Below are 21,007 nucleotides of genomic sequence, written 5' to 3'. Positions count from 1 at the left end.
GACGGGTTGTGGTCGGGCACGCTGTTGGGTGTCTGAGGGAATGAACTTCTCCTCAGTCGCCGGCCCCAGTGCACTCGGATCCTTTGGGTTCGGGGTGATGGGTGGCTGGTCGTTGTTTGAGAACTGCACAGTGGACGCGAGCATCTGTGGCCAAGTTTTTAAGGGCGCACGGTGGATGCCTTGGCACCAGGAACCGATGAAGGACGTGGGAGGCCGCGATAGTCCCCGGGGAGTCGTCAACCAGGCTTTGATCCGGGGGTTTCCGAATGGGGAAACCCGGCAGTCGTCATGGGCTGTCACCCGCTGCTGAACACATAGGCAGTGTGGAGGGAACGAGGGGAAGTGAAACATCTCAGTACCCTCAGGAAGAGAAAACAACCGTGATTCCGGGAGTAGTGGCGAGCGAAACCGGATGAGGCCAAACCGTATGCGTGTGAGACCCGGCAGGGGTTGCGTGTGCGGGGTTGTGGGATCTCTCTTCTGCGGTCTGCCGGCCGTAGGGCGAGTTAGAAACCGTTGATGTAGGCGAAGGACATGCGAAAGGTCCGGCGTAGAGGGTAAGACCCCCGTAGTCGAAATGTCAGCGGCTTGCTTGAGAGACACCCAAGTAGCACGGGGCCCGAGAAATCCCGTGTGAATCTGGCGGGACCACCCGCTAAGCCTAAATATTCCCTGGTGACCGATAGCGGATAGTACCGTGAGGGAATGGTGAAAAGTACCCCGGGAGGGGAGTGAAATAGTACCTGAAACCGTGTGCCTACAAGCCGTGGGAGCGTCGGAAGCACTTCGGTGCTTCTCGTGACTGCGTGCCTTTTGAAGAATGAGCCTGCGAGTTTGCGGTGTGTTGCGAGGTTAACCCGGGTGGGGAAGCCGTAGCGAAAGCGAGTCCGAATAGGGCGATTTTAGTAGCACGCTCAAGACCCGAAGCGGAGTGATCTAGCCATGGGCAGGTTGAAGCGGAGGTAAGACTTCGTGGAGGACCGAACCCACCAGGGTTGAAAACCTGGGGGATGACCTGTGGTTAGGGGTGAAAGGCCAATCAAACTCCGTGATAGCTGGTTCTCCCCGAAATGCATTTAGGTGCAGCGTCGTGCGTTTCTTGCCGGAGGTAGAGCACTGGATAGGCGATGGGCCCTACCGGGTTACTGACCTTAGCCAAACTCCGAATGCCGGTAAGTGAGAGCGCGGCAGTGAGACTGTGGGGGATAAGCTCCATGGTCGAGAGGGAAACAGCCCAGAGCATCGACTAAGGCCCCTAAGCGTACGCTAAGTGGGAAAGGATGTGGAGTCGCACAGACAACCAGGAGGTTGGCTTAGAAGCAGCCACCCTTGAAAGAGTGCGTAATAGCTCACTGGTCTAGTGATTCCGCGCCGACAATGTAGCGGGGCTCAAGCGTACCGCCGAAGTCGTGTCATTGCAGCATGAGGGCCAACGCCTGCTGTGATGGGTAGGGGAGCGTCGTCTGCCGGGTGAAGCAGCACCGGAAGGTAGTTGTGGACGGTTGACGAGTGAGAATGCAGGCATGAGTAGCGATTCACACGTGAGAAACGTGTGCGCCGATTGACTAAGGGTTCCTGGGTCAAGCTGATCTGCCCAGGGTAAGTCGGGACCTAAGGCGAGGCCGACAGGCGTAGTCGATGGATAACCGGTTGATATTCCGGTACCCGCTGTGAAGCGTCAAACATCGAGCATCGTGATGCTAAGGCCGTGAAGCCGCCCTGGATCCTTCGGGTGAAGGGGAGTGGTGGAGCCGCTGAACCAAGCGGTTAGTAGGTGAGTGATGGGGTGACGCAGGAAGGTAGTCCATCCCGGGCGGTGGTTGTCCCGGGGTAAGGGTGTAGCCCGAGTGGTAGGTAAATCCGCCGCTCATGCAGGGTGAGACCTGATGCCGAGCCGATTGTGGTGAAGTGGATGATCCTATGCTGTCGAGAAAAGCCTCTAGCGAGTTTCATGGCGGCCCGTACCCTAAACCGACTCAGGTGGTCAGGTAGAGAATACCGAGGCGTTCGGGTGAACTATGGTTAAGGAACTCGGCAAAATGCCCCCGTAACTTCGGGAGAAGGGGGGCCACACCTGGTGATGATCTTTACGGTCTGAGCTGGGGGTGGCCGCAGAGACCAGCGAGAAGCGACTGTTTACTAAAAACACAGGTCCGTGCGAAGCCGTAAGGCGATGTATACGGACTGACGCCTGCCCGGTGCTGGAACGTTAAGGGGACCGGTTAGCTTCACTTCGGTGGGGCGAAGCTGAGAACTTAAGCGCCAGTAAACGGCGGTGGTAACTATAACCATCCTAAGGTAGCGAAATTCCTTGTCGGGTAAGTTCCGACCTGCACGAATGGCGTAACGACTTCTCGACTGTCTCAACCATAGGCCCGGTGAAATTGCACTACGAGTAAAGATGCTCGTTTCGCGCAGCAGGACGGAAAGACCCCGGGACCTTTACTACAGTTTGATATTGGTGTTCGGTTCGGCTTGTGTAGGATAGCTGGGAGACTTTGAAGCGGCCACGCCAGTGGTTGTGGAGTCGTCGTTGAAATACCAGTCTGGTCGTGCTGGATGTCTAACCTGGGTCCGTGATCCGGATCAGGGACAGTGTCTGATGGGTAGTTTAACTGGGGCGGTTGCCTCCTAAAGGGTAACGGAGGCGCCCAAAGGTTCCCTCAGCCTGGTTGGCAATCAGGTGTTGAGTGTAAGTGCACAAGGGAGCTTGACTGTGAGACCGACGGGTCGAGCAGGGACGAAAGTCGGGACTAGTGATCCGGCGGTGGCTTGTGGAAGCGCCGTCGCTCAACGGATAAAAGGTACCCCGGGGATAACAGGCTGATCTTCCCCAAGAGTCCATATCGACGGGATGGTTTGGCACCTCGATGTCGGCTCGTCGCATCCTGGGGCTGGAGTCGGTCCCAAGGGTTGGGCTGTTCGCCCATTAAAGCGGTACGCGAGCTGGGTTTAGAACGTCGTGAGACAGTTCGGTCCCTATCCGCTGTGCGCGTAGGAGTCTTGAGAAGGGCTGTCCCTAGTACGAGAGGACCGGGACGGACGAACCTCTGGTGTGCCAGTTGTTCTGCCAAGGGCATGGCTGGTTGGCTACGTTCGGGAGGGATAACCGCTGAAAGCATCTAAGCGGGAAGCCTGCTTCGAGATGAGGACTCCCACCCACTTGATGGGGTAAGGCTCCCAGTAGACGACTGGGTTGATAGGCCGGATCTGGAAGCCAGGTAACTGGTGGAGGTGACCGGTACTAATAGGCCGAGGGCTTGTCCTCAGTTGCTCGCGTCCACTGTGTTGGTTCTGAAACCACGAACAACCATTGTGCTGGTTGTCAGTTTCATAGTGTTTCGGTGGTTATAGCGTGAGGGAAACGCCCGGTTACATTCCGAACCCGGAAGCTAAGCCTCACAGCGCCGATGGTACTGCAGGGGGGACCCTGTGGGAGAGTAGGACGCCGCCGAACTCCTTTTAGAAGAGGTCGGATCCTGAACTTCGGTTCGGGGTCCGGCCTTTTTCTGTTGTGCGTAACGTGTCGTTCACGTTGCGCGCCCAGCATCCCTGACATGGGAACCTCCGAAATGCTCAGGGCGGCCGGCGTCGGAGTCGGTGACGAGGTCGTCGTACCGGCCTTCGGGAACGTCGAAGTGGCCGAGGCCGTCACCCGGGCCGGCGCGCTCCCCGTGTTCGCCGACATAGACCCCGTCACCTACTGCCTCGACCCGGCGGCGGTGGAAGCGGCCCTGACCCACCGCACCGCGGCCGTCGTCGTCGTCCACCGCTTCGGACGGCGGGCCGACATCGGACGGATGCACGCCCTCGGGCAACGGCACCAGCTGTTGGTCCTGGAGCAGGGCGAATCCGAGGCGCCGTACGACGAGACGGCACAGCGCCGGGAGCGGGCCGCCTACCTCGACGCCAAGCTGAAGGGCGTACGCACCCCCGACGGCGGTGACGGACACACCTACCAGCAGTACGTCGTACGCGTCCCCGGCAACGGCCGGCCGGACCGGGACGCCTTCGCACGCGCCCTGCGGACCAAAGGCGTCGACTGCCGGGTACCGGTGAAGACACCCGTGCACCGGCTGCCGGAATTCCGCCGGTGCGTGTCCTTGCCGCAGACCGAGCTGGCCGCCGACGAAACCCTCGCACTGCCCGTCGAAGCCGCCCTGACGAAGCGGGAGATGCAGCGGATCGCCGCCGCGTGCAACGCCCTCGGCGGACTCCTCCAGCCCGCCTTCTGACCGCCCGCCGAACGAATTTGGGAAGTCAGGCCACTTCGGGGTACAGTTTTCTTGTCGCCGCGAGGGAAACCTCCGAAACGACAGGCCCCTATAGCTCAGTCGGCAGAGCGTCTCCATGGTAAGGAGAAGGTCAACGGTTCGATTCCGTTTGGGGGCTCCGTGAAAAAGACCCCGCCCATCCGGGCGGGGTCTTTTCGTATGCCCTCAGGCGTCCTTGTGGATTCCCGGGACCCGCATCGCCAGAATCGCCATGTCGTCCGACGGGGCATCCGACGCGAAACGCTCCACCGCGCGCATGATGCGGGCCGCGACCGCACCCGCCGTCAGACCCGTGCAGGTGGTGAGGACATCGGCGAGACCGTCGTCGCCCAGCATCCGCGTGCCCTCGCGGCGTTCGGTGACGCCGTCCGTGACACAGAGCAGCACATCCCCGGGATCAAGGGTGACCGTCTCCTCGTACAGCTCCAGGTCCTCGATCACGCCCAGCAGCGGCTGGGGTTCGGCGGCCGGAGTCACCGTGCCGTCCTGGCGCAGCCGGAGCGGGAGCGGATGGCCGGCGCAGACCACCTTCAACTCGGCGCTGCCGTCCTCCTGCGGGCGCATCTCGCCGTACAGCAGCGTCAGGAAGCGGCTGCGGTCGCCCTCGTCCAGAATGGCGGAGTTCAGCCGCTCCAGGACCGCCGGGCCGCTGAGACCCTCCCGGGCCAGCAGCCGCAGGGCGTGCCGGGCCAGGCCGGTCACCGCCGCCGCGTTGGGACCGGTACCGCAGACGTCGCCGATGGCGAAGCCGTAAGCGCCGTTGCCGATGGGGAACAGGTCGTAGAAGTCGCCGCCCACCTCGTTGCCCTCGCCGGCCGCGCGGTAGATGACCTCCACCTCGACGCCCTCGATGTCCGGGGTGTCCGGCGGCAGCAGGCTGCGCTGGAGGGCTTGGCTGATGGCCGTGCGCTCCGAGTACAGACGGGCGTTGTCCAGGGCCAGGGCGGCCCGGCGGGACAAGTCCTCGGCCAGCTCCAGGATTTCCTGACGGAAGTGCTCGTCGGTGGGCTTGCCGAGCACCAGCATGCCGATGACCCGGTTGCGGGCGACCAGCGGCAGCACGACCGTTTCGCCGCCGACGGCGGAAGCCGTCGCCAGAGTCGGACCGATGCCCGCGGCGACCCGGTGCGTGGATCCGCCCGCCAGGCCCAGGGTGCGCATGGAGGTGCGCAGGGCGGCCTGGTGGGCGACCTCGCCGGGGACCGTCCAGACGCGGGCGCCGGGCGTCGGCACCGGATCCGGCGGGGCGACCTTGGCCAGCAACGACTTGATGCCGTCGATGAGTTCCTCGTCCTCGTGCAGGACGTACGACAGGTACGGCTCCGAGGCCTGGTCGGCGATGGTGTACACCGCGCACCAGGTGGCCAGCGTCGGAACCGTCATCTGGGCCATGAGGGCCAGCGTCTGGTCGCGGTCCAGAGTGCCGGCCAGCAGATCGGACGCCTCGACCAGGAAGCTCAGGGAGCCGCGGCGCAGCCGCTCCAGCTCGCCCAGGCGGGCCGACTCCACGGCGAGGGCGATCCGGTCGGCGGCGAACTGCAGGCGCAGCGCCTCCTCGTTGGAGTAGCGGCCCGGTGCCTCGGCCGCGACACCGAGGGAACCGGTGAGGCGCCCCTCGACCTTGAGCGGAACCGTGACGACCGAGCGCATGCCGGTGCCGGTCAGCAGCGGGACGGCGCCGGGGACGGCGCTGAGGTCGTCGTGCACGGCGGGCATGCGCGCCGAGCCGTAGCGGCCGGGGCCCGCCTCCACGGGGACCCGGGCGAAACGCTGTCGGGCGGAGGGCAGCCCGGTGGAGGCGCGGACCTCCAGCTCGGTCTCGTCGTCGGTCGCCAGCAGCAGGAACGCGGAGTCGCCGTCGAGCATGTCGCGGGCGCGCTCCACGGTGCGCTGGAGCAGTCCGTCCAGGTCGTCCGGGGCGGGGGAGCCGATGAACACCTCGAAGGGGTCGGTGTTCTGGCCGTCCTGCGCGCTGCCCTGGTCGCCGGCCGGGACCCGCGCGGGCGTCTGGAGCACGGCGCGCTCGTGGTCGCGCACCAGCAGGCAGACGGTGGAGGGCTCGCCGCCGGTGTCGCGGACCCTGAGGTGGGAGGCGTACACCTGGACGACCCGGCCGTCGGCGCCGCGGATGCCGTAACTGCCCTCCCAGCGGGAGAGCCGGAGGGCCTCGGCGACGCCGGTGCCGGTGCCCGGGGTGTGCGGCCAGGCGGCGAGTTCGGTGAGGGGCCTGCCGATGGCCTCGGCGGCGGGGTGGCCGAACAGCTCCTCGGCGTCCTCGTTCCAGGCGGTGATGGCGCCCTTGCGGTCGATCTGGAGGACGGCGACGCGGACCCGGCCGTCGGCCAGCGGAAGCAGGTCCGTGGGGAGCGCGGGGCCCGCGGTGCGGGTGCCGACCGGTCGCTCGGGCAGGTTCAGCTGGAACCAGACGTGCTTGTGCGTCGGGGTGTAGTCGACGCCCCAGCGGGTGGCGAGGGCCGCGCAGAGCTGGAGGCCGCGGCCGCCCTCGCGGTCGGGGCCCGCCATCGGGTGGGCAGAGGTCTGGAGCGGGACCTCGCGCTCGGGGTAGTGGTCGGAGACCTCGATGCGCACACCGTCCTCGGTGCGCAGGCAGAGCACCTCGGCGTGGGTACCGGCGTGCACGACCGCGTTGGTGACCAGTTCGCTGGTGAGGACGACGGCGTCGTCGGTGATGTCGGCGAAGCCCCAGCCCTGGAGGGTGTCGCGGACGAAGGCCCGGGCGGTCGCCACGGATCGTCCGACGGGCTCGAAACTGGCGGCCGCGCGCGCGGTGATCACAGAACTCCTCGGCCGGTTGTCGTCGTGCGGGGCTGACCGGCCGGCCGGGTCGTGCCGCTGCTGCTGTGGCATCTGCGGGTCGGTCGGCCGCGGCTCCGGGGTCTGTCCCCCGGGAATCAGTCCGGTGGTCATGGTCTGCGGCCGCCCCTCCGATGCCCGCTCGTTCTCGTGCCACCGCCCAGGCCGGTCGGGACCGGTGCGGCTGGACAGCCGGATGCAAGGTTACTTACCTTCGCGGTCCGAGCGGATGCCGGTCGCCGGTGTTTACCCCCCAGGGTGTGCGGACGATGTGCGAAGCTGCCGAACTGTTATGGCCTGGTTCGGGCAGGGTGAAACACTGGGCAAGCTTCTGATGAAGGTCGGGTCGCACCGCGTGTGTTCCGTGTACGACGGGCAGCAGCCCCTGGTGTGGCCGGATCTCGTCTGGCAGAAATACGCAGCAGTAACCGGTACGCGGACGCATCCGGTACGCCGATGACCGGCGTGCCGGGCCGAAGCGGCCGCATACGGCAGTAAGGGTCGATCCCCCGGGAGGGACACAGTGGAGTCTGGCGCAGCGACGCGTGGCACGAAGACGCGCGCGAAGGGCGGACCGTCCCTGGGCAGGAGCGGCGGTGTCACCGAGGTGGACACCGCTGCCCTGAACCGCCTGCTGGCGGCTCTCGTGGCGATGCGCGACGGGAACTTCCGTAAACGGCTGACGGTGTCCGGGGACGGCGTGATGTCGGAGATCGCGGCGGTCTTCAACGAGGTGGCCGACCGCAATCTGCATCTGACCGGTGAGCTGGCGCGGGTGCGGCGGATGGTGGGCCGCGAGGGCAAGCTCACGGAACGGCTGGAGACCGGGGCCTGCGAGGGCTCCTGGGCGACGGCGATCGACCACTCGAACGCGCTGGTGGACGATCTGGTGCGGCCCGTGTCGGAGGTCGGCCGGGTGCTCACGGCGGTCGCGGAGGGCGATCTGTCGCCGCGGATGGAGCTGCGGGCGCAGGCGCCGGACGGCGGCACCGGGCATCCGCTGCGGGGCGAGTTCCTGAAGGTCGGCCGCACGGTCAACAACCTGGTCGACCAGTTGTCGACGTTCACCGACGAGGTCACGCGGGTGGCCAGCGAGGTCGGCACCGAGGGCAAGCTGGGTGGTCAGGCCCGGGTGCGCGGGATGTCGGGTTCCTGGAAGGACCTGACCGAGTCCGTCAACACCATGGCGGACCGGCTCACCGCCCAGGTGCGGGACATCGCCCTGGTGACGACGGCGGTCGCCAAGGGCGATCTGTCGCGCAAGGTGACCGTGCACGTCGCGGGCGAGATGCTGGAGCTGAAGAACACCGTCAACACGATGGTGGACCAGCTGTCGGCCTTCTCCTCGGAGGTCACGCGGGTGGCCCGGGAAGTGGGCACCGAGGGCATCCTCGGCGGCCGGGCGCAGGTGCCCGAGGTGGCCGGCGTCTGGCAGGAGCTGACCGACTCCGTCAACACGATGGCGGGCAACCTCACCGCCCAGGTGCGCGGGATCTCGCAGGTGACCACGGCCGTCGCCAACGGCGACCTGTCGCAGAAGGTGACCGTCCAGGCGCGCGGCGAGGTGGCGCAGCTCGCCCAGACCATCAACCAGATGACCGAGACGCTGCGGATCTTCGCGGACGAGGTGACGCGCGTCGCCAACGAGGTCGGCGCGGAGGGCCGGCTCGGCGGTCAGGCGAACGTGCCGGGGGCGGCGGGAACCTGGAAGGACCTGACGGACTCGGTCAACACGGTGTTCCGGAACCTGACCACGCAGGTGCGGGACATCGCCGCCGTGACGACCGCGGTGGCCAGCGGTGACCTGTCGCAGAAGGTCACGGTGGACGTGGCCGGCGAGATGCTGGAACTGAAGAACACCGTCAACGGCATGGTGGACCAGCTGTCCGCGTTCGGTGCCGAGGTGACGCGGGTGGCGCGGGAGATCGGCGTCGAGGGCGAGCTGGGCGGCCAGGCGCAGGTGCCGGGTGCGGCCGGTACGTGGAAGGACCTGACGGACTCCGTCAACACGGCGTTCCGCAACCTCACCGGGCAGGTGCGCAACATCGCCCAGGTGACCACGGCGGTGGCCAACGGCGATCTGTCGCAGAAGGTCACCGTGGACGTCTCCGGCGAGATGCTCAAGCTGAAGAACACCGTGAACACCATGGTGGACCAGCTGTCGAGCTTCGCCGACCAGGTGACGCGGATGGCGCGGGACGTGGGCACCGAGGGCCGGCTGGGCGGTCAGGCGCGGGTGGACGGCGTCTCGGGCACCTGGAAGGAGCTGACGGACTCCGTCAACTTCATGGCCGGCAACCTCACCTCGCAGGTGCGCAACATCGCCCAGGTGACCACGGCGGTGGCCAACGGCGATCTGTCGCAGAAGATCGACGTCGACGCGCGCGGCGAGATCCTGGAACTGAAGAACACGATCAACACGATGGTCGACCAGCTGTCCGCGTTCGCCGACCAGGTGACCCGGGTGGCGCGGGACGTGGGCACGGAGGGCCGGCTGGGCGGTCAGGCCCAGGTGCCCGGCGTCGCCGGCGTGTGGCGGGACCTGACGGACTCGGTGAACGGCATGGCCGGGAACCTGACGGCCCAGGTGCGCAACATCGCGCAGGTCGCCACCGCGGTGGCGCGCGGTGACCTCTCCCAGAAGATCACCGTGGACGCGCGCGGGGAGATCCTGGAGCTGAAGAACACCCTGAACACGATGGTGGACCAGCTGTCGTCGTTCGCCCAGGAGGTCACCAGGGTGGCCCGTGAGGTGGGTACGGAGGGCATCCTCGGCGGGCAGGCCGAGGTGCAGGGGGTCTCCGGCACCTGGAAGGACCTCACGCAGTCGGTGAACTTCATGGCGAACAACCTGACGATCCAGGTGCGCAACATCGCCGAGGTCACGACCGCGGTCGCCAAGGGCGATCTGTCGAAGAAGATCACCGTCGACGCCAAGGGCGAGATCCTGGAGTTGGTCACCACGGTGAACACCATGGTCGACCAGCTGTCCAGCTTCGCCGAGCAGGTGACCCGGGTGGCGCGCGAGGTGGGCACCGAGGGAATCCTCGGCGGGCAGGCGCACGTGCCGGGTGTCACGGGCATCTGGAAGGACCTGAGCAACAACGTCAACCTGATGGCCAACAACCTGACCATGCAGGTGCGGAACATCTCCCAGGTGGCGGCGGCAGTCGCCAACGGTGACCTGACGCGGCAGGTGACGATCGAGGCGCGCGGTGAGGTCGCGCAGCTCGCCGACACCATCAACACCATGGTGAAGACGCTGAGTTCGTTCGCCGACCAGGTCACCAAGGTGGCCCGCGAGGTGGGCACGGACGGCATCCTGGGCGGGCAGGCGCACGTGCCGGGCGTGGCGGGCACCTGGAAGGACCTCACCGAGTCGGTGAACCAGATGGCGTCCAATCTGACCGGCCAGGTGCGCAACATCGCGATGGTCACCACGGCCATCGCCAAGGGCGATCTGACCAAGAAGATCGACATCGACGCGCGCGGCGAGATCCTCGAGCTGAAGACGACGATCAACACCATGGTGGACCAGCTGTCCAGCTTCGCCGAGGAGGTCACGCGGGTGGCCCGCGAGGTGGGCACCGAGGGCCAGCTCGGCGGGCAGGCGCGGGTGCGGGACGTGGACGGCACCTGGCGGGACCTGACCGAGTCGGTGAACGAGATGGCCGGGAACCTGACCCGGCAGGTGCGCGCCATCGCGCGGGTGGCGACCGCGGTGACCCGCGGCGACCTGAACCTGAAGATCGACGTCGACGCGTCCGGCGAGATCCAGGAACTCCAGGACTACATCAACAAGATGATCGCCAATCTGCGCGACACCACGATCGCGAACAAGGAGCAGGACTGGCTCAAGGGCAACCTGGCCCGCATCTCCGCGCTGATGCAGGGCCGCCGGGACCTCCAGGACGTGGCGTCGCTGATCATGAGCGAGCTGACGCCGGTGGTCTCCGCGCAGCACGGCGCGTTCTTCCTGGCGATGCCGCTCGTGGAGGGCAAGGCCGCCGGTGACGGCAAGAACGCCTACGAGCTGCGGATGCTCGGCTCCTACGGCTATTCGATGGGCTCCATGCCGACGTCGTTCCGGCCCGGTGAGGCACTGGTCGGCACGGCCGCCCAGGAGAAGCGCACCATCCTGGTCTCGGACGCGCCCAGCGGCTACCTGAAGATCTCCTCCGGGCTCGGCGAGGCCCCGCCGGCCCAGGTGATCGTGTTGCCGGTGCTGTTCGAGGACAAGGTGCTCGGCGTGATCGAGCTGGCCTCGTTCACGAAGTTCACGCAGATCCAGAAGGACTTCCTCAACCAGATCGCCGAGGTCATCGCGACCAGCGTCAACACCATCTCGGTCAACACCAAGACCGAGCAGCTGCTCAAGCAGTCGCAGGAGCTGACCGAGCAACTGCGCGAGCGGTCGGCGGAGTTGGAGAACCGGCAGAAGGCGCTCCAGGCGTCCAACGCCGAACTGGAGGAGAAGGCCGAGCTGCTGGCCCGGCAGAACCGGGACATCGAGGTGAAGAACACCGAGATCGAGGAGGCCCGGCAGGTCCTGGAGGAGCGCGCCGAGCAGCTCGCGGTGTCGATGCGCTACAAAAGCGAGTTCCTCGCCAACATGTCGCACGAGCTGCGCACACCGCTGAACTCGCTGCTGATCCTCGCCAAGCTGCTCGCCGACAACGCCGAGGGCAACCTCTCGCCCAAGCAGGTCGAGTTCGCCGAGACCATCCACGGCGCCGGGTCCGACCTGCTCCAGCTGATCAACGACATCCTGGACCTGGCCAAGGTCGAGGCCGGCAAGATGGACGTCTCGCCGACCCGGATCGCGCTCGTCCAGCTCGTGGACTACGTGGAGGCCACCTTCCGGCCGCTGACCGCGGAGAAGGGCCTGGACCTGTCGGTGCGGGTCTCCCCGGAGCTGCCCGCGACCCTGCACACCGACGAGCAGCGGCTGCTCCAGGTGCTGCGCAACCTGCTGTCCAACGCGGTGAAGTTCACCGACTCGGGGTCGGTGGAGCTGGTCATCCGGCCGGCGGGCGCGGACGTGCCGCGGAACATCCGGGAGCAGCTGCTGGAGGCCGGGTCGCTGACCGATCCGGAGGGCGAGCTGATCGCGTTCTCGGTGACGGACACCGGCATCGGCATCGCGGCCAGCAAGATGCGGGTGATCTTCGAGGCGTTCAAGCAGGCGGACGGCACCACCAGCCGCAAGTACGGCGGCACGGGGCTCGGCCTGTCCATCTCGCGGGAGATCGCGCAGCTGCTCGGCGGTGAGATCCACGCGCAGAGCGAACCGGGCCGCGGTTCCACGTTCACGCTGTACCTGCCGCTGTACCCGAGCGAGCTGCCGCCGCAGGGCTACCAGCAGTCCGTGGCCCCGCCGGAGGCCGGTGACCTGGCCGCCTCGGACGCGGAGCAGTCCTCGCAGCTGTCCGCCTCCGAGATCGAGACGCCGGCCGAGGTCAAGTCGTACATGGAGATGCAGAACGGCCCCGCGGCGCTGTTCCGGCGCCGCCGGCGGAGCCTGCCGCAAGGGGAGCAGCGCGTTGAGCAGTGGGCGGCGGTGCCCGAGCAGGACAGCGCGCCGTCCGCGCGCGGGGTGCGCTTCGGCGGCCAGAAGGTGCTGATCGTCGACGACGACATCCGCAATGTCTTCGCGCTCACCAGCGTCCTGGAGCAGCACGGCCTGTCGGTGCTGTACGCGGAGAACGGCCGTGAGGGCATCGAGGTCCTGGAACAGCACGACGACGTGGCGGTCGTCCTGATGGACATCATGATGCCCGAGATGGACGGCTACGCGACGACGACGGCGATCCGCAGGATGCCGCAGTTCGCCGGGCTGCCGATCATCGCGCTGACCGCGAAGGCGATGAAGGGCGACCGGGAGAAGGCGATCGAGGCGGGCGCGTCCGACTACGTGACCAAGCCGGTCGACTCGGACCATCTGCTCGGCGTGCTCCAGGAGTGGATGCGGGGGAAGTGACGGGATCGGCCGACCGTGCTGTGAACACCGGGGATCCCTCGGCGGACGCGGGGAGCCGCCCGCCTAAGGTGGGTGCGGACGTATGGGAACGTGGGGTTCCGGGAACCATCCGGGTTCCCGCCGCGTTTCCGCTACGTGCGCGGTGACATCGCGGTGACAGGGTGTGGCGACGAGCGGGGTGCGGCTACGATGACCGGCACAAGGACGGGCGGCGAAAGGGAGTCGTCCCCTGGGGCGGCGCCCGGTGTACCGCCGGGGCGAGGAGGGCGGGCCATGGTGCAGAAGGCCAAGATCCTCCTGGTCGATGACCGGCCGGAGAATCTGCTGGCGCTGGAGGCCATCCTCTCTGCGCTCGATCAGACGCTGGTGCGGGCATCGAGCGGGGAGGAAGCGCTCAAAGCGCTGCTCACGGACGATTTCGCGGTTATTTTGCTGGACGTCCAGATGCCGGGCATGGACGGGTTCGAGACCGCGGCGCACATCAAGCGGCGCGAGCGGACCCGCGACATCCCGATCATCTTCCTCACGGCGATCAACCACGGCCCGCACCACACCTTCCGGGGCTACGCGGCCGGCGCGGTGGACTACATCTCCAAGCCGTTCGACCCGTGGGTGCTGCGCGCGAAGGTCTCGGTCTTCGTCGAGCTGTACATGAAGAACTGCCAGCTGCGCGAGCAGGCGGCGCTGCTGCGGCTCCAGTTGGAGGGCGGCAAGGGCGCGGTCGGCGGCAAGGAGTCGGCCGGGCTGCTCGCCGAGCTGTCCGCGCGGCTCGCCGCCGTCGAGGAGCAGGCCGAGGCGCTGTCCAAGCAGTTGGACGACGACTCGGCGGACGCGGCCGCGGTGGCCACGGCGGCACATCTGGAGCGCAAACTCACCGGGTTGCGCCGCGCCCTCGACGCACTGGAGCCCGGCACCGGGTCCGGTGGCTCGGCGTTGTCGTCGCCCAACTGATCCGCGCAGGTGCTCCGTTGCCTGTGAGTGCGCGTCAGTTCCGCGCGTCGGCCGGGGCGACACGAACGGGTGAAGCTGTGGGCACACGTGTCCGCTGTCGTCTCCCCCGGTAACCTCACTTCCATGGCCTCACGTCCCTCCGCAGCCAAGAAGCAGCCCGCGAAGAAGGCGGTCGCTCCCGCGAAGGCTCCGGCGCGGAAGGCCGTCGTGAAGAAGGCCCCGGCCAAGAAGGGGCCCGCCAGGAAGGCACCCGCCAGGAAGGCCGCGGCGAAGAAGGTCCCGCCGAGGCCGGCGCCGAGCCCCACCGGGGGGCTTTTCCGCCTGGTGCGCGCCCTCTGGCTCGGTCTCGCGCACGCGGTCGGCGCCGTTTTCCGCGGCATAGGACAGGGCGCGCGCAACCTCGACCCGGCCCACCGCAAGGACGGCGTCGCGCTGCTGCTGTTCGGCATCGCGCTGATCGTCGCCGCCGGCACCTGGGCCGACCTCAAGGGCCCGGTCGGCGACCTGGTGGAGGTCCTGGTCACCGGCGCCTTCGGCCGGCTCGACCTGCTGGTGCCGATACTGCTCGCGGTGATCGCCGTACGGCTGATCCGGCACCCGGAGAAACCCGAGGCCAACGGACGGATCGTGATCGGCCTGTCCGCGCTCGTCATCGGCGTGCTCGGCCAGGTGCACATCGCCTGCGGCTCGCCCGCCCGCGACGACGGCATGCAGGCCATAAGGGACGCCGGCGGCCTCATCGGCTGGGCCGCGGCCACCCCGCTGACGTACGCCCTGACCGAGATGCTCGCCGTGCCCCTGCTGGTGCTGCTGACCGTCTTCGGGCTGCTCGTGGTCACCGCCACCCCGGTCAACGCCATCCCGCAGCGGCTGCGCGCCCTGGGCGTGCGGCTGGGTGTCCTGCACGACCGCGAGGCGGAGGAGTACACCGAGGACGACGAGCGCTACGAGGAGCAGTGGCGCGAGGCGCTGCCCGCCCGCTCCCGCAAGCGCGCGACCGGGCCCGGGGCCTACGACCCGGAGGGTGCCGAGGACGAGGCCCTCACGCGCCGCCGCGGCCGCCCCAGGCGCTCCGCGGTGCCCCAGCCGGACCCGCAGCGGCAGATGGACGCCGTGGACGTGGCCGCCGCTGCCGCCGCCGCGCTCGACGGCGCCGTCCTGCACGGCATGCCGCCCTCCCCGCTGGTCGCCGACCTCACCCAGGGCGTCAGCGTCGGCGACCGCGAGGAGACCACCCCGGTCCCGGTGCCGGAGCCGCCCGCGAAGCCGGTCCCGGGCGCGCGCCCCGAGCAGCGGAGGACCGAGAGCGGGTCCGTCGTACCCGACCTCACCAAGAAGGCCCCCGACAAGCCCCGCGACCTGCCCTCCCGGGCCGAGCAGCTACAGCTGTCCGGGGACATCACCTACGCGCTGCCCGCCCTGGACCTGCTCCGGCGCGGCGGCCCCGGCAAGGCCCGCAGCGCCGCCAACGACGCCATAGTCGCCGCGCTCACCCAGGTCTTCGCCGAGTTCAAGGTCGACGCCGCCGTCACCGGCTTCACCCGGGGCCCGACGGTCACCCGCTACGAGGTGGAACTCGGACCCGCCGTCAAGGTGGAGCGGATCACCGCGCTCACCAAGAACATCGCGTACGCCGTCGCCAGCCCCGACGTGCGGATCATCAGCCCCATCCCCGGCAAGTCCGCGGTGGGCATCGAGATCCCCAACACCGACCGGGAGATGGTCAACCTCGGCGACGTGCTGCGCCTCGCGGAGTCCGCCGAGGACGACGACCCGATGCTGGTCGCCTTCGGCAAGGACGTCGAGGGCGGCTATGTCATGCACTCGCTGGCGAAGATGCCGCACATGCTGGTCGCGGGCGCCACCGGCTCCGGCAAGTCGTCCTGTATCAACTGTCTGATCACCTCGATCATGATGCGGGCGACCCCGGAGGACGTACGGATGATCCTGGTCGACCCCAAGCGGGTCGAGCTGACCGCCTACGAGGGCATCCCGCACCTGATCACGCCGATCATCACCAATCCCAAGCGGGCCGCCGAGGCGCTGCAGTGGGTGGTGCGCGAGATGGACCTGCGCTACGACGACCTCGCGGCCTACGGCTACCGGCACATCGACGACTTCAACCGGGCCGTGCGCGAGGGCAAGGTCAAGCCGCCGGAGGGCAGCGAGCGCGAGCTCCAGCCGTACCCCTATCTGCTGGTGATCGTGGACGAGCTGGCCGACCTGATGATGGTCGCGCCGCGCGACGTCGAGGACGCGATCGTGCGCATCACCCAGCTCGCCCGTGCGGCCGGCATCCACCTGGTGCTCGCCACCCAGCGCCCCTCCGTCGACGTGGTCACCGGTCTGATCAAGGCCAATGTGCCCTCCCGGCTCGCCTTCGCCACCTCCTCGCTGGCCGACTCCCGCGTCATCCTGGACCAGCCCGGCGCCGAGAAGCTGATCGGCAAGGGCGACGGCCTCTTCCTGCCGATGGGCGCCAACAAGCCGACCCGTATGCAGGGCGCCTTCGTGACCGAGGAGGAGGTCGCGGCCGTCGTCCGGCACTGCAAGGAGCAGATGACCCCGGTCTTCCGGGACGACGTCACGGTCGGCACCAAGCAGAAGAAGGAGATCGACGAGGACATCGGCGACGACCTCGACCTGCTGTGCCAGGCGGCCGAGCTGGTCGTCTCCACCCAGTTCGGCTCCACGTCCATGCTCCAGCGCAAGCTGCGCGTCGGCTTCGCCAAGGCCGGCCGGCTCATGGACCTCATGGAGTCCCGCAACATCGTGGGACCCAGCGAGGGCTCCAAGGCGCGTGACGTTCTGGTGAAACCGGATGAACTGGACGGCGTGCTCGCCCTGATCCGCGGTGAGACTGAGGGATAGTACGAAGAGCCGCCCGGTTCACGCGAGGTCTGCCGGGCGGCGGGCCCGCCGTGCTCGACCGTCGTCGTGATCCACCCGTTAGAGAGCGGCGGGCAACCGTTTCCCTTTGTCCCACGTCAAGTTGAGCGAGAGGACGGGTGAGCCTCCCGTTGCGGGGCACGCGCCTGTCCAGCCACCGGATTGTCGGGCCATTCCGATGGCGTAGAAAGTCGTACCGCCCGGTTGCCCCACCCTTTCGTACCCCCCCTAGACTGAGCTTCCAGCACAGGTGGCTACACGCTCGAAAGGCGCCCCCGTGTCCATCGGCAACTCCCCTGAAGACGAGCGTCCCTTCCCAGACGAGTCCCAGGAAGCCCGAATCTCCGTGGGCCGTGCCCTCCAGCAGGCGCGGATCGCGGCCGGGCTCACCGTGGACGACGTCAGCAGCGCCACTCGTGTCCGCCTCGCCATCGTGCACGCCATCGAGGCGGACGACTTCGGCCCCTGTGGCGGTGCCGTGTACGCGCGCGGTCACATCCGCACGCTGGCCAGGGCCGTCCACCTCGATCCCGAGCCGCTCGTCGCCCAGTACGACGCGGAACACGGCGGCCGGCCCGCGCCCACCCCGGCCGCGCCCCTGTTCGAGGCCGAGCGGATCCGGCCCGAGCGGCGCGGTCCGAACTGGACCGCGGCCATGGTCGCCGCGATCGTCGTCGTGATCGGTTTCGTCGGCTTCACCGCAGTCAAGGGCGGCGGCGGCAGCAGCGACGCGAAGTCGCAGCTGGCCGAGGGCTCCACGCCCGCCGCCAGTAAGCCGGCCTCGCCCGCGCCGACCAGGGACAAGCCCGCCGACCCGACCCCCGAGCCCACCGACAGCGCCATCGCGGCCGCCCCGCAGGACAAGGTGACCGTCCAGGTCAGCGCGCCCAACGGACGCAGCTGGATCTCGGCCAAGGACCACAACGGCCGGATGCTCTTCGACGGCCTGCTGGACAAGGGGCAGTCCAAGACGTTCCAGGACAACACCAAGATCAACCTCATCCTCGGGGACGCCGGCGCGATCGAGCTGTACGTCAACGGCAAGAAGATCGAGGACAACTTCCGGCCCGGCGCCGTGGAGCGCCTGACCTACACCAAGGGCGACCCGGTAGCGGGCTGACCGCCCTCGGCGGCACGTCGCCGACGGGGTCGGCCGGATTCGGCCAACCCCGTCGACATGGGCTGTCGGTGAGACAAAGTACTCTTGAGCCCATGCCTGAACGCCGTACCGTCGCACTCGTCACTCTCGGCTGCGCTCGTAACGAGGTGGACTCCGAGGAGCTCGCAGGCCGTTTGGAGGCGGACGGCTGGCAGCTCGTCGAGGATGCCGCGGAAGCCGACGTCGCCGTGGTCAACACCTGTGGCTTCGTCGAAGCCGCCAAGAAGGACTCCGTCGACGCCCTCCTGGAGGCCAACGACCTCAAGGACCATGGCAGAACCCAGGCCGTCGTGGCGGTGGGTTGCATGGCCGAGCGATACGGCAAGGAGCTCGCCGAAGCGCTGCCCGAGGCCGACGGCGTGCTCGGCTTCGACGACTACGCGGACATCTCCGACCGCCTGCAGACCATCCTGTCCGGCGGCATCCACGCCTCCCACACCCCGCGCGACCGCCGCAAGCTGCTGCCGATCAGCCCGGCCGAGCGCCAGGACTCGGCGGCCGCCGTCGCGCTGCCCGGCCACGGCCCGGCCGACCTCCCGGAGGGCGTGGCCCCCGCCTCCGGCCCCCGCGCGCCCCTGCGCCGCCGTCTGGACGGCTCCCCGGTGGCCTCGGTGAAGCTCGCCTCCGGCTGCGACCGGCGCTGCTCCTTCTGCGCCATCCCGTCCTTCCGCGGCTCCTTCATCTCCCGCCGCCCCAGTGACGTGCTCAACGAGTCGCGCTGGCTGGCCGAGCAGGGCGTGAAGGAGATCATGCTGGTCTCCGAGAACAACACCTCCTACGGCAAGGACCTGGGCGACATCCGCCTGCTGGAGTCCCTGCTGCCGGAACTGGCCGGCATCGACGGCATCGAGCGGATCCGGGTCAGCTACCTCCAGCCGGCCGAGATGCGCCCCGGGCTGATCGACGTGCTCACCTCGACGCCCAAGATCGCGCCGTACTTCGACCTGTCCTTCCAGCACTCCGCTCCCGGCGTGCTGCGCTCGATGCGCCGCTTCGGCGACACCGACCGCTTCCTCGAGCTGCTCGACACCATCCGTTCCAAGGCCCCCCAGGCCGGTGTGCGCTCCAACTTCATCGTCGGCTTCCCCGGCGAGAGCGAGGCGGACCTGGCGGAGCTGGAGCGGTTCCTGAACGGCGCCCGCCTGGACGCCATCGGCGTCTTCGGCTACTCCGACGAGGAGGGCACCGAGGCGGCCACCTACGACAACAAGCTGGACGAGGACGTCGTCGCCGAGCGCCTGGCCCGCATCTCCCGGCTCGCCGAGGAACTGGTCTCGCAGCGCGCCGAGGAGCGCGTCGGCGAGAGTGTGCACGTCCTGGTGGAGTCGGTGGACGGCGAGGAGGGCGTGTACGGCCGTGCCGCGCACCAGGCTCCCGAGACCGACGGCCAGGTGCTGCTCACGAGCGGCGAGGGCCTTGCCGTCGGACGTATGGTCGAGGCGAAGGTGGTCGGTACGGAGGGTGTCGACCTGGTGGCCGAGCCGCTGACCGGCTCGCTCGCGTGTAGTGAGGAGGCGGGCAGATGACCGGAGTCCCGGCATCCGCCGCGGGCGGCTCCTCCGGCGCGCACGGCGCCCGGAGCGCCGCAGCTGCCGACGGCGTGGCTCCCGAGGTCTCCGGTCCCGCACCCGAATCCGCTCCCGGCGCCGGTCCGTCGGCCGACGGGCGGCCCGCACGCGGCGGGAAGATCACCGCCGCGGCGGTCAACCAGGCGAGCGTCTGGAACGTCGCCAATCTGCTGACCATGCTCCGGCTGGTGCTGGTGCCGGGCTTCGTGGCGCTGATGCTGGCGGGCGGCGGATACGACCCGGCCTGGCGCTCCCTCGCCTGGGCGGCCTTCGCCATCGCCATGATCACCGACCTGTTCGACGGTCACCTGGCGCGTACCTACAACCTCGTCACCGACTTCGGAAAGATCGCCGACCCCATCGCCGACAAGGCGATCATGGGGGCGGCGCTGATCTGTCTGTCGTCCCTCGGCGATCTGCCGTGGTGGGTGACGATCGTGATCCTCGGCCGGGAACTCGGCATCACCCTGCTGCGTTTTCTGGTCATTCGCTATGGCGTGATCCCGGCCAGCCGCGGCGGCAAGCTCAAGACCCTCACTCAGGGTGTGGCGGTCGGGATGTATGTGCTGGCGCTGACGGGATGGCTGGCCACACTGCGGTTCTGGGTGATGGCTGCGGCGGTCGTCCTGACCGTCGCCACCGGTCTCGACTATGTAAGACAGGCCATTGTGCTGCGCCGGCGGGGAATCGCCGAGCGCGCGGCGGCGTTGGAGGAGAAGGAAGCGTGAATTCTCCGGCCACCGACCTGGTGAGACTACTGACGGTGAGGGGCGAGACCCTCGCGGTCGCCGAGTCGCTCACGGGTGGAATGGTCGCGGCGGAGATCACCGCGGTGCCCGGGGCGTCCAAGGTGTTCCGGGGCTCGGTCACCGCCTACGCCACCGAGCTGAAGCACCGGCTGCTGGGCGTCGACGCCACCCTGCTGGAGCGGCAGGGGGCGGTGGACCCGCAGGTCGCGGGTCAGATGGCGGCCGGGGTGCGGAAGGCTCTGGGGGCCGACTGGGGCATCGCGACCACCGGGGTCGCCGGCCCCGACCCACAGGACGGCCAACCGGTCGGTACGGTCTTCGTGGCCGTCGACGGACCGCTGACGGCAGCCGCTCGTTCCGCCGGTGGCGGAAAAGTGGAGGCCCTGCGGTTGAACGGCAGCCGTACGGAAATTCGTATGGAGAGTGTACGGAGCGTACTCGCACTGCTCCTGGAGCGGGTTGCGGGCGAACAGTATGGGAATGAGCGGGCACAGGATACGGAACGGAACGGGGGGTTTTGATGTTTGCAGCCCTGAGTGAACACGACATCGCTCCCCGCACGGCCGCAGCGCGAGGCGGTACGGTGGGGCGTGAAGGATGCGGCTACGCGGTCCGAGGAGGGA

The 21,007-nt window shown here is 68.1% G+C and carries 9 protein-coding genes, 1 tRNA gene and 2 rRNA genes; 11 read left to right on the top strand and 1 reads right to left on the bottom strand.

The annotated features are described in order from the left end of the window. The first annotated feature begins 148 nt into the window (after window positions 1-148). The 4 genes from HZZ00_RS28620 (at window position 149) to HZZ00_RS28605 (ending at window position 4,392) form a co-directional block, all read left to right on the top strand. Window positions 149-3,268 (top strand): 23S ribosomal RNA (locus HZZ00_RS28620). Window positions 3,269-3,340: 72 nt separating this feature from the next. Beyond that, window positions 3,341-3,457, top strand: a 5S ribosomal RNA gene (gene rrf / locus HZZ00_RS28615). Between the two features lie 115 nt (window positions 3,458-3,572). Then, window positions 3,573-4,235, top strand: a complete 663-nt coding sequence (locus tag HZZ00_RS28610; protein ID WP_180333753.1) for a DegT/DnrJ/EryC1/StrS family aminotransferase — start codon at window positions 3,573-3,575, stop codon at window positions 4,233-4,235. Between the two features lie 84 nt (window positions 4,236-4,319). After that, window positions 4,320-4,392 (top strand) — tRNA-Thr (locus tag HZZ00_RS28605). A 47-nt stretch (window positions 4,393-4,439) separates the two neighbouring features. Here HZZ00_RS28605 and HZZ00_RS28600 read toward each other — a convergent pair. After that, window positions 4,440-7,202 (bottom strand): SpoIIE family protein phosphatase, encoded by a 2,763-nt coding sequence (locus HZZ00_RS28600; RefSeq protein WP_180329143.1) that lies wholly within the window; start codon window positions 7,200-7,202, stop codon window positions 4,440-4,442. Between the two features lie 409 nt (window positions 7,203-7,611). Between HZZ00_RS28600 and HZZ00_RS28595 the strand changes: the two genes are divergently transcribed. From HZZ00_RS28595 to HZZ00_RS28565, 7 genes are all read left to right on the top strand, one after another. Continuing rightward, window positions 7,612-13,068: a HAMP domain-containing protein gene (locus tag HZZ00_RS28595; RefSeq protein ID WP_180329142.1), complete on the top strand. Its 5,457-nt coding sequence runs from the start codon at window positions 7,612-7,614 to the stop codon at window positions 13,066-13,068. Window positions 13,069-13,341: 273 nt separating this feature from the next. Beyond that, window positions 13,342-14,019 (top strand): two-component system response regulator, encoded by a 678-nt coding sequence (locus tag HZZ00_RS28590; protein WP_146468336.1) that lies wholly within the window; start codon window positions 13,342-13,344, stop codon window positions 14,017-14,019. A 123-nt stretch (window positions 14,020-14,142) separates the two neighbouring features. Next, window positions 14,143-16,890: a DNA translocase FtsK gene (locus HZZ00_RS28585; RefSeq protein ID WP_180329141.1), complete on the top strand. Its 2,748-nt coding sequence runs from the start codon at window positions 14,143-14,145 to the stop codon at window positions 16,888-16,890. A 295-nt stretch (window positions 16,891-17,185) separates the two neighbouring features. Next, window positions 17,186-18,028 (top strand): helix-turn-helix domain-containing protein, encoded by an 843-nt coding sequence (locus HZZ00_RS28580; protein ID WP_180329140.1) that lies wholly within the window; start codon window positions 17,186-17,188, stop codon window positions 18,026-18,028. A gap of 92 nt (window positions 18,029-18,120) precedes the next feature. After that, the gene (gene rimO, locus HZZ00_RS28575; protein WP_180329139.1) at window positions 18,121-19,593 is read left to right on the top strand and encodes a 30S ribosomal protein S12 methylthiotransferase RimO; all 1,473 of its coding nucleotides are present in this window, start codon (window positions 18,121-18,123) and stop codon (window positions 19,591-19,593) included. Continuing rightward, window positions 19,590-20,363, top strand: coding sequence for a CDP-diacylglycerol--glycerol-3-phosphate 3-phosphatidyltransferase (gene pgsA, locus HZZ00_RS28570; protein WP_180329138.1), 774 nt, complete (start codon window positions 19,590-19,592; stop codon window positions 20,361-20,363). The genes rimO and pgsA overlap by 4 nt, the downstream gene beginning before the upstream one ends. Next, a complete protein-coding gene (locus HZZ00_RS28565) occupies window positions 20,360-20,905 on the top strand; it encodes a CinA family protein (RefSeq protein WP_180329137.1) in 546 nt (181 codons plus the stop codon). Before pgsA ends, HZZ00_RS28565 begins: the two co-directional genes overlap by 4 nt. Window positions 20,906-21,007 lie beyond the last annotated feature (102 nt).

The sequence above is a fragment of the Streptomyces sp. NEAU-sy36 genome, from assembly GCF_013423905.1.
In the GTDB taxonomy this organism is placed as follows: Bacteria; Actinomycetota; Actinomycetes; order Streptomycetales; family Streptomycetaceae; genus Streptomyces; species Streptomyces misionensis.
The sequence above is the reverse complement of the archived record's forward strand: the minus strand, read 5'-3'. Positions and strand labels throughout refer to the sequence as shown.

Bases quoted from the DNA above. Each gene is read 5' to 3' on its own strand.
- HZZ00_RS28585 (WP_180329141.1), top strand. From the start codon at position 14,143: ATGGCCTCACGTCCCTCCGCAGCCAAGAAGCAGCCCGCGAAGAAGGCG.
- rimO (WP_180329139.1), top strand. From the start codon at position 18,121: ATGCCTGAACGCCGTACCGTCGCACTCGTCACTCTCGGCTGCGCTCGT.
- HZZ00_RS28610 (WP_180333753.1), top strand. From the start codon at position 3,573: ATGCTCAGGGCGGCCGGCGTCGGAGTCGGTGACGAGGTCGTCGTACCG.
- HZZ00_RS28590 (WP_146468336.1), top strand. From the start codon at position 13,342: ATGGTGCAGAAGGCCAAGATCCTCCTGGTCGATGACCGGCCGGAGAAT.
- HZZ00_RS28600 (WP_180329143.1), bottom strand. From the start codon at position 7,202: ATGACCACCGGACTGATTCCCGGGGGACAGACCCCGGAGCCGCGGCCG.
- pgsA (WP_180329138.1), top strand. From the start codon at position 19,590: ATGACCGGAGTCCCGGCATCCGCCGCGGGCGGCTCCTCCGGCGCGCAC.